Source organism: Roseomonas elaeocarpi, from assembly GCF_042433915.1.
Lineage (GTDB): Bacteria > Pseudomonadota > Alphaproteobacteria > Acetobacterales > Acetobacteraceae > Roseomonas > Roseomonas elaeocarpi.
This window is the reverse complement of record NZ_JBHLUN010000002.1, coordinates 407,624-421,086: the sequence shown is the minus strand read 5'-3', so window position 1 is coordinate 421,086 and position 13,463 is coordinate 407,624. Positions and strand designations below refer to the sequence as shown.

General features: G+C 72.2%; 10 protein-coding genes. 6 read left to right on the top strand and 4 right to left on the bottom strand.

What is annotated here, in order from left to right; all coding sequences use genetic code 11:
* The first annotated feature begins 47 nt into the window (after positions 1 to 47).
* On the top strand, positions 48 to 1,217 hold the full coding sequence (locus ACFFGY_RS03625; protein ID WP_377043020.1) for a phytanoyl-CoA dioxygenase family protein: 1,170 nt from the start codon (positions 48 to 50) through the stop codon (positions 1,215 to 1,217).
* A gap of 103 nt (positions 1,218 to 1,320) precedes the next feature.
* Here ACFFGY_RS03625 and ACFFGY_RS03620 read toward each other — a convergent pair whose 3' ends face one another.
* Positions 1,321 to 2,418: an aspartate-semialdehyde dehydrogenase gene (locus tag ACFFGY_RS03620; RefSeq protein ID WP_377043019.1), complete on the bottom strand. Its 1,098-nt coding sequence runs from the start codon at positions 2,416 to 2,418 to the stop codon at positions 1,321 to 1,323.
* 745 nt (positions 2,419 to 3,163) lie between these two features.
* Here ACFFGY_RS03620 and ACFFGY_RS03615 point away from each other — a divergent pair.
* The 3 genes from ACFFGY_RS03615 (at position 3,164) to ACFFGY_RS03605 (ending at position 7,188) form a co-directional block, all read left to right on the top strand.
* Entirely contained in the window at positions 3,164 to 5,068 is a 1,905-nt protein-coding gene (locus tag ACFFGY_RS03615; RefSeq protein ID WP_377043018.1) for a DEAD/DEAH box helicase, read from the top strand.
* A gap of 274 nt (positions 5,069 to 5,342) precedes the next feature.
* On the top strand, positions 5,343 to 6,038 hold the full coding sequence (locus tag ACFFGY_RS03610) for a class I SAM-dependent methyltransferase (protein ID WP_377043017.1): 696 nt from the start codon (positions 5,343 to 5,345) through the stop codon (positions 6,036 to 6,038).
* Between the two features lie 181 nt (positions 6,039 to 6,219).
* Entirely contained in the window at positions 6,220 to 7,188 is a 969-nt protein-coding gene (locus ACFFGY_RS03605) for a magnesium and cobalt transport protein CorA (protein WP_377043016.1), read from the top strand.
* Between the two features lie 176 nt (positions 7,189 to 7,364).
* Here the strand turns inward: ACFFGY_RS03605 and ACFFGY_RS03600 are convergent, their stop codons facing one another.
* Complete coding sequence (locus ACFFGY_RS03600) at positions 7,365 to 8,951, bottom strand: ABC transporter substrate-binding protein (RefSeq protein ID WP_377043015.1); 1,587 nt, start codon at positions 8,949 to 8,951, stop codon at positions 7,365 to 7,367.
* A gap of 250 nt (positions 8,952 to 9,201) precedes the next feature.
* Between ACFFGY_RS03600 and ACFFGY_RS03595 the strand changes: the two genes are divergently transcribed.
* Positions 9,202 to 10,098, top strand: coding sequence for an oxygenase MpaB family protein (locus ACFFGY_RS03595; RefSeq protein WP_377043014.1), 897 nt, complete (start codon positions 9,202 to 9,204; stop codon positions 10,096 to 10,098).
* 114 nt (positions 10,099 to 10,212) lie between these two features.
* Here ACFFGY_RS03595 and ACFFGY_RS03590 read toward each other — a convergent pair whose 3' ends face one another.
* Complete coding sequence (locus tag ACFFGY_RS03590) at positions 10,213 to 11,373, bottom strand: OmpA family protein (protein WP_377043013.1); 1,161 nt, start codon at positions 11,371 to 11,373, stop codon at positions 10,213 to 10,215.
* Between the two features lie 439 nt (positions 11,374 to 11,812).
* On the opposite strand from ACFFGY_RS03590, the gene ACFFGY_RS03585 reads away from it, so the two are divergent.
* Complete coding sequence (locus ACFFGY_RS03585; protein WP_377043012.1) at positions 11,813 to 12,700, top strand: alpha/beta fold hydrolase; 888 nt, start codon at positions 11,813 to 11,815, stop codon at positions 12,698 to 12,700.
* 148 nt (positions 12,701 to 12,848) lie between these two features.
* Here ACFFGY_RS03585 and ACFFGY_RS03580 read toward each other — a convergent pair whose 3' ends face one another.
* Positions 12,849 to 13,337: a cupin domain-containing protein gene (locus tag ACFFGY_RS03580; protein ID WP_377043011.1), complete on the bottom strand. Its 489-nt coding sequence runs from the start codon at positions 13,335 to 13,337 to the stop codon at positions 12,849 to 12,851.
* Between the last annotated feature and the right edge of the window lie 126 nt (positions 13,338 to 13,463).

Genomic DNA, 13,463 nt, shown 5'->3' with positions numbered 1-13,463 from the left:
GGGGAAGATGCCAGGCTGGCGAGGCAACAGCCTTCAGGGCTCCAGGAATGGGATCTTGGCCTCGCCTCGCCACGCGAATCCTTCTGGCCCCGGTTCATCTGGCGGCCGTCGCCAGCGCCTCGCGCTCCTTCGGGCGCAACCCTTTCCTGGGAAGTGACCGGCTCAACCGCTGGGGCCTGCATGCACGCCGCGTGGCGGTGGCGCAGCGGCTGGCGCAACATCGCCGCGAGCGTCTGGCCCCGGCCCTCCCGGCCGCCGACCGCGAGGTCTTCGAGCGCGACGGCATCCTGGTCAAACCCGACTTCCTGCCGCCCGAATCCTTCGCGCGCCTGCGGGCCGAGATCGCGGCCCTGCGCGCCCCGGCGCGGGAGGTCGTGCAGGGCGATGCCGTCAGCCGGCTGCTACCGCTGTCGCCCGCCGTGCTGGAACGGTTGCCCGAAACGCGGGCCCTGGTCACGTCGCCGGCCTGGCGCGGATTGCTGGACTACGTCGCCAGCACGCGCGTGGGGCCGCTGCTGTTCATCCAGACCATCTACAGCCACGCCGCCCTGGGCGAGGAAGACCCGCAGACGGTGCTGCACAGCGACACTTTCTATCCCAGCATGAAGTGCTGGCTCTACCTGCAGGACGTGCCGGCCGAGGACGGCCCTTTCGTCTACGTCCCCGGCTCCCACCGTGCCACGCCGCGCCGCCTGTGGTGGGAGCGCGAGCGCAGCCTGAGCTGGCGGCAGGGCGACGACCACAGCCGCCGCGGCTCCCTGCGCGTCACGCCCGCGATGATCCGCCGGCTGGGCTACGGCGAGCCCGTCACCTGCGCCGCGCGCGCCAACACGCTGGTGATCGCCGACACCTACGGCTTCCACGCCCGGGGGCCGAGCAGCCGCCCTTCCACGCGCGTGGCACTCTGGGCGCAGGGGCGGCGCAACCCCTTCCTGCCCTGGACCGGGTTTTCCCCCACCACGGTGCGGGCGATCGGCGACCGGCAGGCGGTGCTGTTCTGGAAACTGACCGACTGGCTGGCGCACCGCGGCCTGGGTCGCCAGCCATGGCGCGACGTCGGCGTGGTCAACCCCATGGACCCGCCGCTGGGGCAGGGCGCCACCTCGCCCGCGATGGTCCCGGGGCCCATGCCCGCCGGAAAGGGCAGCGCCACGCCCGTCGCCGGAACGCCCAAGCCGGCGGCCGCCGTGCCGCCGGGCGCTGCCCCCGTGCCCTGAACCCCGCGCCCTGACGCGGATCGCGGGCGCGCGCCCCGGCGCCGCCCCCGTCGGCCGGCACCGCCGGGCCCGCAGGTCCGGCCGTGCCGCCGCCTCACGGCCTTCAGCGCCGCAGCAACCGCTCCGCGATCTGCACCGCGTTCAGCGCCGCGCCCTTGAGCAGCTGGTCGCCCGCCACGAACAGCGCCAGCGTCCGGCCCGACGGGTCGCCCAGGTCGCGCCGCAGCCGGCCCACCAGCACGTCGTCCGCCCCGCTCGCCTCGGAGGGCATCGGGAAGTGGTTGCGCGCGCGGTCGTCCACCAGCCGCAGCCCCGGCGCGCCCTCCAGCAGCGCGCGCGCCTCCTCGACGGCCACCGGCGCGTCGAACTCGACGCTGAGCGCCATGGCATGGGCGCGCAGCACCGGCACGCGGATGCAGGTGATGCTCACCGGCAGTTCCGGCACGTCGAGGATGCGGCGCGTTTCCGCCACCACCTTCAGCTCCTCGCCGTTGTAGCCGCTCTCCGGGTCCATCTCGGCGTTGTGGCTGAACAGGTTGAAGGCGTAGGGGTGCGGCAGCACCTTCGGCTCGAACGCCTCGCCGCGCAGGTAGGCGGCGGTGGACTGCCGCAGCTCCTCCATCGCCGCCGCACCCGCGCCCGAGGCCGCCTGGTAGGTCGCCATGGTCAGGCGCCGGATCGGGTGGGCGCGGTGCAGCGGCGCCAGCGCCACGGTGGCGATGGCGGCCACGCAGTTCGGGTTGGCGATGATGCCGCGGTGCGCCTCGATCGCCCGGGCGTTCACCTCTGGCACCACCAGCGGCACGTCCGGGTCCATGCGGAAGGCGGAGGAATTGTCCACCACCACCGCGCCCGCCTGCACCGCCGCCGCCGCGTAGCGCTTCGAGATGCCCGAACCCGCCGAGAACAGCGCGAGGTCCACACCTTCGAAGCTCCGCTCCGTCAGCGCCTCCACCGCCACCTCCTTCCCCCGGAAGGGCAGGGTGCGTCCGGCCGAGCGCGGGGAGGCCAGCAGCCGCAGCTCACCGATCGGGAAGCGGCGCGCCGCCAGGCAGTCGAGCAGCGCCTCGCCCACGGCACCCGTGGCGCCCACGATCGCCACGCGCGGCGCCGCGGCCTCGATGCGGCGGAAGGCGCCGGTGTCGGGTGCCTCTTGGGTGTCGCGCGGCGCGGCGGCGTCGAGGTCGAGGATATCGGACATGGTGGAGCTCTCCTGTTGTGCCGGGAGAGGCGGGCGCCGTGGCTTCGGCCGGGCCCCGTCCGCTTCCGGCGGGGCCTTCTGGTGCTTACTTCGTGCCGTTCACCGCGCACGCACCAGAGGACGCCCCGCCGTGGCGGTCGTCTTGGTAATGCACTTGATGGTGATGCGCGCGGGCATGGGACCTGTTTAGGCGGCGCAACAATCGGTCGTCAACGGGGCGCGGTTGATCCTGATCCATCGTCCCAGGCCCCCGCGACGGATCGGGATGGCCGCGAGGGCACCTCGCCGGTCACTTGCGCACGGCGCGGCGGTTCCACCACGGCAGCCCGGCCCCGGCGCCTTCCGGCCGCCAGCCCGGGCGGCGGGCGAGGCGGGCGCCACGCATCAAGTCCCTCTGGCAGCGCGTTCCTGCCGGTCTGCCCCGCGCTGCACACCGGGGCAGAGGCCCGAATTTCCTGGACTTTTCCCGCGCCCCGCTGCTACACCCCGGCTCGACAACACCACCGTTGCACCCGACGCTCCGCGCGGTTCCGCGAGGGTCCGAGGTCTCACGAAGGCTACCGGCGTTCCGCCCTGAGATAGGGAACTGCCGCGCGTTCCGGACCCCGCCTCGTTTCCAGACCGTTCGGCCCCGCTCCCGCCCCGACACACCGGGCGAACGGGGATCCATCCATCCTGCGGCCAACAGACCCCCGGCGCGTCGCGCGGGGTTTTGCGCCGCGCCGTTCTGCCCGAAGGCGACCCGATGCCCTTTCCCAGCGACCTTCCCGCGTCGATCCAGCTCGCCCTGACGGAGCGCGGCTACAACGAACCCACCCCTGTCCAGGCCGCCGTGCTCGACGGCGCCGGTGCCGGCCGCGACCTGCTGGTCTCGGCCCAGACCGGCTCCGGCAAGACCGTGGCCTACGGCCTGGCCATGGCGGCCGACCTGCTCGGCGCCCCGGCCCCGCTGCCCGGCACCGAGGCCACCGAGGCCGCGCCCCTCGCCGACCGCCTGCCCGCCGCCGGCACCCCGCTCGCCCTGGTGATCGCGCCGACGCGCGAGCTGGCGCTGCAGGTCAAGACCGAGCTGAGCTGGCTCTACGGCCGCGCCGGCGGCCGCGTGATCTCCTGCGTCGGCGGCATGGACCCGATGGCCGAACGTCGCGAGCTGAGCCGCGGCGCCCATATCGTGGTCGGCACCCCCGGCCGCCTGCGCGACCATGTGGAGCGCGGCAACCTCAAGCCCGACACGCTGCGCGTCGTCGTGCTCGATGAGGCCGACGAGATGCTCGACCTCGGCTTCCGCGAGGAGCTGGAGGCGATCCTCGACACGCTGCCCGACCCGCACCGCACGCTGCTCTTCTCGGCGACGGTGCCGCGCGAGATCGCGCAGATGGCGCGCTCCTACCAGCGCGACGCCCAGCGCATCGAGGTCAAGAACGAGGGCGGTGGCCACGGCGACATCGAGCACCGCGCGGCGCTGATCGCCCCGCACGAGATCGAGCGCGCGGTGGTCAACCTCCTGCGCCTCGAGGACCCGCGCATCGCGATGGTGTTCTGCGCCACCCGCGCCACGGTGAACCGCCTGCACAGCAACCTGACCGAGCGCGGCTTCTCCGCCGTGGCCCTGAGCGGTGAGCTGAGCCAGGCCGAGCGCACCCGCGCCCTGCAGTCGCTGCGCGACGGCCGCGCCCGCGTTTGCGTCGCCACCGACGTGGCCGCGCGCGGCATCGACCTGCCGGACCTGGGCCTGGTGATCCATGCCGAGCTGCCGCGCGACCCCGAAACGCTGACGCACCGCTCCGGCCGCACCGGCCGCGCCGGCAAGAAGGGCATCTCCACGCTGCTGGTGCCCTACAGCCGCCGCCGCCTGGCCGAGCGCCTGCTGTTCGCCGCCAAGGTCAACGCCACCTGGGGCCCGGCCCCTTCGGCCGAGACGATCCGCGCCAAGGACAACGAGCGCCTCGCGGTCCAGGCCCTGACCGTCACCGAGGAGGAGAGCGGCGACGACGAGATGGCGATGGCCCGCACCCTGCTCGAGACCCGCACGCCCGAGCAGGTGGCCGCCGCGCTGATCCGCACCCTGCGCGGCCCGCTGCCGGCGCCGGAAGAACTGTCGGAGGGCAATGACCGCCCCCGCCGCGACTTCGGTGACCGCGATGGCTCCGCCCCTGGGGCGGCCCCCCGCGCCCCGCGCCCCGAGGGCGTGTGGTTCCGCGCCAGCGTCGGCCGCGACGGCAATGCCGATCCGCGCTGGCTGCTGCCCTTCCTGTGCCGCCGCGGCCACGTAACGCGCGAGGAGATCGGCCGCATCCGCATCCTCGACACCGAAACGCAGTTCGAGGTGGCCCAGGCGGCGGCCACGCGCTTCGCCTCCGCGGCCCGCAAGGCCGAGGGCGAGGACGCGCATATCGCGGTGGAGATCATGGACCCGGCGGCGGTGCAGAGCTTCACGCCGCGCCCTGCGGGCGGCCCCGGCCGCTCCGGTCCCCGCGCCGGCTACGGCCCGCGCCCGGCCGGCACGGGCTTCCGCCCGGCGGGTGGCGACCGTGGCCACGGTGACCGTCCGCAGGGCGGCCGCTATCAGGGTGACCGCTTCGGCGGCGACCGCGGCGGCTACGGCCCCCGCCGCGCCGCCGGCGGCCCGGCCCGCCGCCCGCGCGACTGACGCGCGGCCCCGCCGGGCCGCAAGGCTGCGCGGGGAAGGGCGCCAGGCGGAACCGGGCCGCGCGCCCGGCCAGCCGTCCGGCCCCGGAGCGGCCTGCCTGGGAGGCGCCCCGCAGCGACTCCCGCGCCACGACGCACCACAAACCGCAGCCGGGGCGCGCGCAATCATTGCGGGGATGAGCACGCCGTGAGCATACCACCCAGCGGCTTGCGCCCGACCCCCACGTGGTCTAGCGCATCCCGTGGTACTGAAGTTCAGGGGATCTAGGGCAGCGATGTCATCGGCGGTTGATCGGGGTGGGGAACGCGACCACCCTCGCGCGGCCCTGGATGCGTCCTCGGTGCGCGACGCGTATCGCCGTTGGGCCGGAGTCTACGACACGGTGTTCGGCGGCGTGTCCGCTTACGGTCGCCGTCGCGCCGTGGCGGCGGTGAACCGCCTGCCGGGGACGCGGGTGCTGGAGGTGGGCGTCGGCACCGGCCTCGCCCTGCCGAACTACCGCCGCGACCTGCGCGTCACCGGCATCGACCTGTCGCGTGAGATGCTGGAAAAGGCCGCCGAGCGCGTTTCGGCCGAGAACCTGCCCAACGTCGACGGCCTGCTCGAGATGGATGCGGAGGCGATGGCCTTCCGCGACAACAGCTTCGACACGGCGGTGGCGATGTTCACCGCCTCCGTGGTGCCCAACGCCAAGATCCTGTTCGCCGAGATGAGCCGCGTGGTCCGCCCCGGCGGACGCCTGCTCTTCGTGAACCACTTCGCCGCCGAGGCCGGGCCCCGCTGGTGGGTCGAGCGCGCCATGGCGCCGCTGAGCCGCGTGCTCGGCTGGCATCCGGATTTCGAGCTGTCCGCCCTGCTGGACCGCGACACGGTCGAGGTGGAGGCGATCCAGCCCTGCCCGCCGGCGGGGCTCTTCACGCTGGTGCAGGTCCGCAACAGCGCCGCCGCGGCCGAGGCGCTCGCGGCCTGACGCCGCGGCGGCCGGGCCCTTTCATGGGACCTGCCGACGGGCTTCTCGCCGGGGCTGAAACCGCTTCCCCGCCCGGGGCGCCAGCCACCGGCCGGGCCTTCCCGATCCTTCCCCATCCCGGCGTTCCGGCCGCGGGCCCTCGCGGCGGGGCGCCGGACACCGCCTCGCTGAAAGTGTTCCCATGAGCGTCGCCGCGGCCTTCCTGTACCGCGATGGGCAGCGCGTCCGCTCGGTCTCGCTGGAGGAGCCGGTGGACTGTTCCGGCGACCGCTCCTCCTTCGTCTGGATCGGCCTGGTGGAGCCGAGCTTCGAGGAGCTGGAGGCGCTGCGGCGCAGCTACAGCCTCCACCCCCTCGCGGTGGAGGACGCCCTCAAGGCCCACCAGCTGCCCAAGATCGACGTCTACGGCGACACGCTCTTCGCGGTGGCCCGCACGGCCTTCCTCGAGGACGGCAGCATCCGCTACGGCGAAACCGCGATCTTCGTGGGGCCGCACCACATCATCACCGTGCGCCACGGATCGCCCCGCAACCATGGCGAGCTGCGCGAGAAGCTGGAAGCGGCGCCGACGCTGCTGGCGCAGGGCGTGGACTACGTGCTGCACGGCGTTCTCGACTTCATCGTGGACAGCTACGGCCCGATCATCTCCACGATCGAGGAAGAGGTGCTGCAGATGGAGGCGCGCGCCCTGAACGCCTTCCTGTCGCGCGACGAGATCGCCCGGCTGTTCCAGCGCCGGCGGGAACTGCTGCGCCTGGGCCGCATCCTGGGCCCGATGGGCGAGGTCTGCTCCAAGCTGTCGCGCCTCGACCTGCCCTGCGTGGACGGGGAAGCGAAGCCCTATTTCAGCGACGTCCTCGACCACCTGCGCCGCACCCAGACCATGGCGGACGGGCTGCGCGAGGTGCTGACCTCCGTCTTCGAGATCAGCAGCCTCCTGGAACAGCAGCGCCAGGGCATCATCACCCGCCAGCTCGCGGCCTGGGCGGCGATCCTGGCCGTGCCCACCGCCATCGCCGGCATCTACGGCATGAACTTCGAGAACATGCCCGAGCTGAAGCTGCACGACGGCTACTTCGTGGTGCTGGGCGTGATCGCGGTGCTCTGCGCCACCCTTTACTGGCGCTTCCGCCGCACCGGCTGGCTCTGAGCCATCCGCCGAGGGTCCACCGGGCTTTCCGCTGGCGTTCCACCGGGTTTCCCGATAGCCGCCGCCAAGGGCCCGTGCCGCCCGCCCGCGCCCTCGCCGTGCCGAGGGTGGCGACGCCCTCGCCGCGGCCGGGGTGACGCGGCGGGCGGGCCAGTGCCCACCCGCCGCCGCGGCCGTCAGCTCTTGCGGACGTTCCAGAACACCGCGGTCGAGGCCTTCACCACGTCCTGCACGTTGTTGCGCATCGCCTGCGGGATGAACCACTGGCCCAGCGGGATGAAGGGCGGTGCGGCGAAGGCCTGTTCCTGCATCCGCGCGGCCACCGCCTTCTGCGCCGCCAGGTCCGGCGCCTGCAGCCACTCGTCCTTCAGCGCCATCATGCGCGGGTCCGGCTTCTCGCCGTAGAGCGGGATGGAACTGCCCGGGTTGGTCACCCACAGCCCCGACCAGGTCACCGCGTAGCAGTGCCAGGGGTTGTTCACGTCGCGCGACCGGGTGCGGCTGAGCAGCGTGCCCCAGTCGGTCGCCTGGTAGTCGACGTTCACGCCGAGTTCCTGGAACATCGCCCGCGTCACCTCCGACAAGGGGTTCAGCGTCGGGCTCTCGGCGGATACGATCTGCACGATCTTCTCGCCGTTGTAGCCCGCATCCGCGAGCAGCTTCTTGGCCGCCGCGATGTCGCGCTTGCCCTTGAGAACCTCCATCCCGGCGTCGCTGGTGTAGGGCGAGCCCGGCACGAAGAAGCCGACATCGGTCTTGTACAGGTCCTTCTGGTCGCCCAGCACGGCCTGCATCGCTTCGGTCTGGTTCACCGCCGGGAACAGGGCGCTGGCCAGCTTCGGGTTGCTGAAGGGCCCTTCGCGGTTGTTCAGGTAGATCATGGCCAGCGAGCCCAGCCGGTCCACCACCTCGGTCTTGATGCCGGGGGTCGAGTTCAGCTGCGGCACGAGGTCCAGCAGCGGCCGCTCCAGCCAGTCCACCTCGCCGCTCTGCAGCGCGGCCGCGGCGGTGGCCGGGTCGGGCATGATCTGCCACTCGACGCGGTCGAGATGGGCGACCTTGCCGCCGCTCCAGAACTCCGGCTTCTCGTCGCGGGGCTTGTACTTGTCGAAGCGCGTGAACACGGCGCGCGCACCCGACACCCACTCGTCGCGCACGAAGCGGAAGGGACCGCTGCCCACGGATTCCGTCACCTGCGTGAAGGCATCGAACTTGGTGGCCACGCGCTCGGGCATGATGAAGCAGGCGGTGGCGCCCAGCCCGTAGGTCAGCAGCGGGTAGGGCCGTTTGAGGCGGATCTCGAAGCGCCGGTCGTCGATCGCCTTCATCTCGTCGAGCTGGGTGGCCAGGTACTGCCCGAAGGGATCGCGCTGCGACCAGCGGCGGATCGAGGCCACGCAGTCGGCGGCGCGCACCGGCTCGCCGTCATGGAACAGCAGGCCCTCGCGCAAGGTGAAGCGCCAGGTCTTCTCGCCGTCGCTCAGCTCATGCCCCTGCACCATCTGCGGCTGCGGCATCAGCTGCGCATCGAGCCCGTAGAGCTGGTCGTACACCAGGTAGCCGTAGGTGAAGGCGATCAGCGCCGCCGACCAGAGCGGATCGAGCGTCGACAGGTTGGCGCTGGGCACGAAGCGCAGCGTCCGGGCGTCGGTCCCCTGCGCCAGCGACGGCCGCGACAGGGCCGTGCTTCCCGCCAGGGCACCGCCGAAGGCGAGCGGCAGCTTGAGCCCGGTTCTGCGCGAGAAGGAAGGACCTGCGGACATGGCGTTCTGCTCCGGTGGGGCTGCGGCGTGAAGAGGTTCCGCCATTCTCCACTCCCGCGTGCGGGGATGCAAAGAGGCGCCGGCCGATCGCCCCCCGGTGTCACGCGATCGCGTCGTGCCGCCCGCCCCGCGCCGCATCGACCCCCACCCCCTGCCGCAGCGCATCAACAAGGTTGCGCGCAACACCGTGTTCCCGTTCCGTGCGCGCCGGACCCTCGCAGGCCCGGCCGGCCACCCGATATCCAGTGCCATGCCACAGCCACGCACCGCCACCTTGCCCTTGCCCCACGAGGGCGCCCTGGCCGATCGCCTGCGCGCCGCCATCACCGGGCAGGTCGTGGCCCTGTTCAACGACCGCGCGCGGGGCGAGGCCCCGGTGGTCCGCCGCCCGGACGGGCTGTTCGGGCCGCGTGCCGTGGCCTGGCGCGTGCACGGCGACGTGGGCGCGATGATGGTGGGCGGCATCGCGAGCCTCCTGCTGCAGATGCTGCACCCGGCGGTGCTGGCGGGCGTGTGGGACCATTCGGCCTTCCGCAACGACATGCGCGGCCGGCTTCGCCGCACCGCCCGCTTCATCGCGCTGACGACCTATGGCGGGCGCGAGGAAGCGGAAGCCGTGATCGACCGCGTCCGCCGCATCCACGCGCAGCTCCGTGGCACGCTGCCCGACGGCACGCCCTACGCCGCGGACGATCCGGCGCTGCTCGCCTGGGTCCACGTCACCGAGACCGCGAGCTTCCTTCAGGCCTGGCGCCGCTACGCCGAGCCTGCGATGCCCGGCGCCGACGGGGACCGCTACTTCCGCGAGATGGCCACGGTGGGCCGGGCCCTGGGCGCCGACCCGGTGCCGGAAAGCCGCGCCGAGGCCCGCGCCATCATCGAGGCGATGCGCCCGTCGCTGCGCCGCGACGCGCGCACGGAGGCGGTGTCGCGCCTCGTGCTGCGCCAGCCGGCGCCGCACCCGCTGGCGGGGCCGTTGCAGCACCTGACCATGCAGGCGGCGGTGGACCTGCTGCCGGACTGGGCGCGGCGGATGCACGGGCTGGACAACCCGAGGCTCGTCCGGCCGCTGGTACGGGCGGGAACCTTCGGGGTGGCGAACACCCTGCGCTGGGCCTTCGCGCGACGCGGCGCGGGAAGGGGCTGAGGCAGCGAGGAACAGCTCCGCCGGAACCCGGCCGGGTCCTTCCTGCCAGGGGGAACCGGCCCTTCCGGACCGGCCCCCCTTTGCCTGAGCGTCGGTTGAGGTCGCCCTGCGCGATCAGCGCAGGACGATCTCGACCCGACGGTTCTGCGGCTCCCGCACGCCGTCGGCGGTGGCCACCAGCGGGCGGCTTTCGCCGAAGGCCTGGACCACCATGGCCGCGCGCGACACGCCGTTGCGCGCCAGCTCACCGGCCACCGCCTCGGCGCGGCGCTGCGACAGCCGCTGGTTATAGGGCACCGAGCCCGACCGGTCGGCGTGGCCGGCGACCTCGATGCGGGCGTTGCCGCTCGCCTGCGCCGCCTGGGCGATCACCTGCCGCGCGCGCTCGGTCAGGTCGGCGCGGTCGAACTCGAAGAACACCAGGTAGGTGCGGGCGGTGGCGGCGGGCGCGGTCATGACGGGCGCGGGTGCTGCCGCCGGCGCGGGCTGGTTGAAGCTGTAGCGCAGCCCAACCAGCAGCGAATGGTTGTTGACCGGGTCGCCGTGGAAGTTGCCCTGCGAGATCGTGGCGCCCGCCGCGTTGGACACCCGCCCGCTGACGCGCTGCGACGGCCGGCCGAGGTAGCGGTATTCCGCGGTCGCGGCGAGGCCGGGCACCGAGGAGATCGGGTAGGCCACGCCCAGGATGCCCTGGTAGGCGAAGCCGCCGTCCACGTCCTGGAAGGTGACCGTGTTGCCGCCGGACGCGGTCGTGCGGACGCTGTCGTTCTCGTTCCACATGTAGCCCAGGCCCGCGCCGATATAGGGCTGCACCGGCAGGCCGGGGATGCTGAAGTCGTAGAAGGCATTGGCCATCGCGCCGTACTGCCGCACCCGGCCCGAGGCCTTGTCCGAGGATGCGCCCGGGTTCAGCCCGCGGAAGCCGCTGATCTTGTCGGCGCCGTTCTGGCGGTAGTTGCCTTCGAGTTCCAGCCGGATGCCGTTGCCGAAGCCGTAGCCGGCCGACACCACGCCGACCCAGCCCAGGTCGTGCTTCACCGTGCCCGAGCGCGACACGCCCTGGCTGTCCAGGAAGAGGCGGTTGGCCCGGATGGCGTCGAAGTCGCGGTTCTGGAGGATGTTCAGGCCGGCGCCGCCGGCGACGTAGAAGCCGCGCATCGGCTGGATCGCGGCCCCGGGCGTTTCCTGGGACGTTCCCTGGGCCATCCCTTGGGCCATCGCGGTGGCAGGAACGGAAAGCACGGTGGTGGCGAGCAAGGCATAACGGAAGTGCAAGGTTCGTTTCCCCTGGACGGTTGGGCGACGCCGGAGCGGTGGCGCGCGTTCGCTCCTGCCGGACCCGGGGCTGCGGGTCGGTGCTGCGAAGCAGGGCCAGGCGAAGCGAGGGGATTTTTAGGTATTCATCTCAAAAGCGGCACGAGTGATTCGTAACGCTTAAAGTAAAAATTGCATGAGACAACATGGGGTTGTTTATTATCTCCATCAGTAAGTTACAAAACCATCTGCGCGATTAAATAAAATGGTAATTTAACTTAAGGTTGATTTATTGCTCACCAAATGAGCCTGATACTACTCTGAGACGTATCCGAACTGCGAACGCACGCAATGAAAGGCGCCGTCCACCCGCCTGCGCTTCCCCGCCCGGCGATCTTCCTTATGATCCGCCCGATCGGCCGGTTCGTCCGGCGCCAACCCGGTTGCAGGGACATCCACCATGCGCGCCAGCCTTCGCGGCACCGAGATCTACTTCGACATCGAGGGCATGGGCCTCGTCCCCGACGGCAACACCATGCGCGAGCGCCCGGTGGCCTTCGTGATCCATGGCGGGCCGGGCGGCGACCACAGCGGCTTCAAGCCCGGCTACACCCCGCTGGCCGATCGCATGCAGCTCGTCTACTTCGACCACCGCGGCCAGGGCCGCTCGGGCCGGGAAGACCCGGAGCGCTGGACCCTGGATGAAGCGGTCGAGGACATGGAGGCGCTGCGCCAACACCTTGGCCTCGGTCCCATCGTGTCGATCGGCACCAGCTACGGCGGCATGGTCGCCCAGGCCCACGCCGCCCGCTATCCGGACTCGGTGTCGCACCTGGTCCTGGTGGTCACCGCCTCGCATGCCGGCACCATGGAGCGTGCCGACCAGATCGTGCGGGAACGCGGGACGGAGGAGCAGTACCAGATGGTCCAGCGCCTCTGGCAGGGGACGCTCGGCACGGTGGAGGACGTGCGCGACTACTACCGCGTCATGGGCCCGCTCTACTCGGTCACCCACGACGAAAGCAAAGCCGCCGCGGGGCGCGAGCGCACCCTCCATTCGCCCGAGGCGCTGAACCGCGCCTTCCGCCCGGGCGGCTTCCTGCGCACCTTCGACCTGCGCCCCGAGCTCGGCCGCATCACCGCGCCGACGCTGATCCTGGCCGGCCGCCACGACTGGATCTGCGCGCCCGAGTTCTCCGAGGAGATCCACCGCCTGATCCCCGGCTCCGACCTGCGCATCTTCGAGAACTCGAGCCACTCCATCCGCGCCGACGAGCCGGAAGCGCTGATGGACGTCATCAAGGGTTTCGTGGTCGGCACCCGGCCGCGGCGCGCGGCGGCCGGGTAAGGAAGTAAGATGGTAAGATGGTAAGGAAGTAAGGCGAACCCCGGCGCGGTCCGGGGCAGCGGACCCGCCAAGGTCCGGTGCCTGTCCGGATGTCGTCCGCGGGCCGCCGCAACGAGCGCGAAGCCGCGACGACTTCCGCGGCCTGGCCTCAGCCGGGCCCGAAGGCGATGCCGTAGCGGCCGCACACCGCGGCGATGTGGGCGGGATCGACGCCGCCCTCCTGCCCCGCGGCGGTCAGCCCGGCCAGTTCGGTGAACATGGCCCCGATCCCGGTTCCGGGGGACACCAGCACCAGCAGCCTGGCGGTTTCCTCGCCTTCGCAGCGGAAGCCGTGCACATGGCCGCGCGGGCCGTAGAAGAAGCCGCCGGTCCCCAGCGCCACGCCGCCGCCGCAGTCATCGCCCTCGATCACGACGCGGCCGGCCAGCACGTAGAAGGACTCGTCCTCCTGCGTGTGGCGGTGCGGCGGGATACCCTGGCCCGGCGGCACGGTGATCTCGGCGCAGACCAGGTGCCCGCCTGTTTCCGAGGCCTCGGCCTTGTAGGTCGCGACCGTTCCGAGAACCGCCTCGACGCGTCCTGCCCCGGGCAGGGAAACGTGGTTGCGCGGCGCTGCGGCCGCAGTGGGTTCCGTCATGTTCATCCTCGTCGGGGTCCGGCGAAGCGAGGCGGGCAGATTTCCCGCCGGCCTGTCAATCTGACCTGAAGGGGGATGCGGGACGGGTAGGAGGGCGCTGGCGCCGCGAGGGCGACTGGCCGCCCC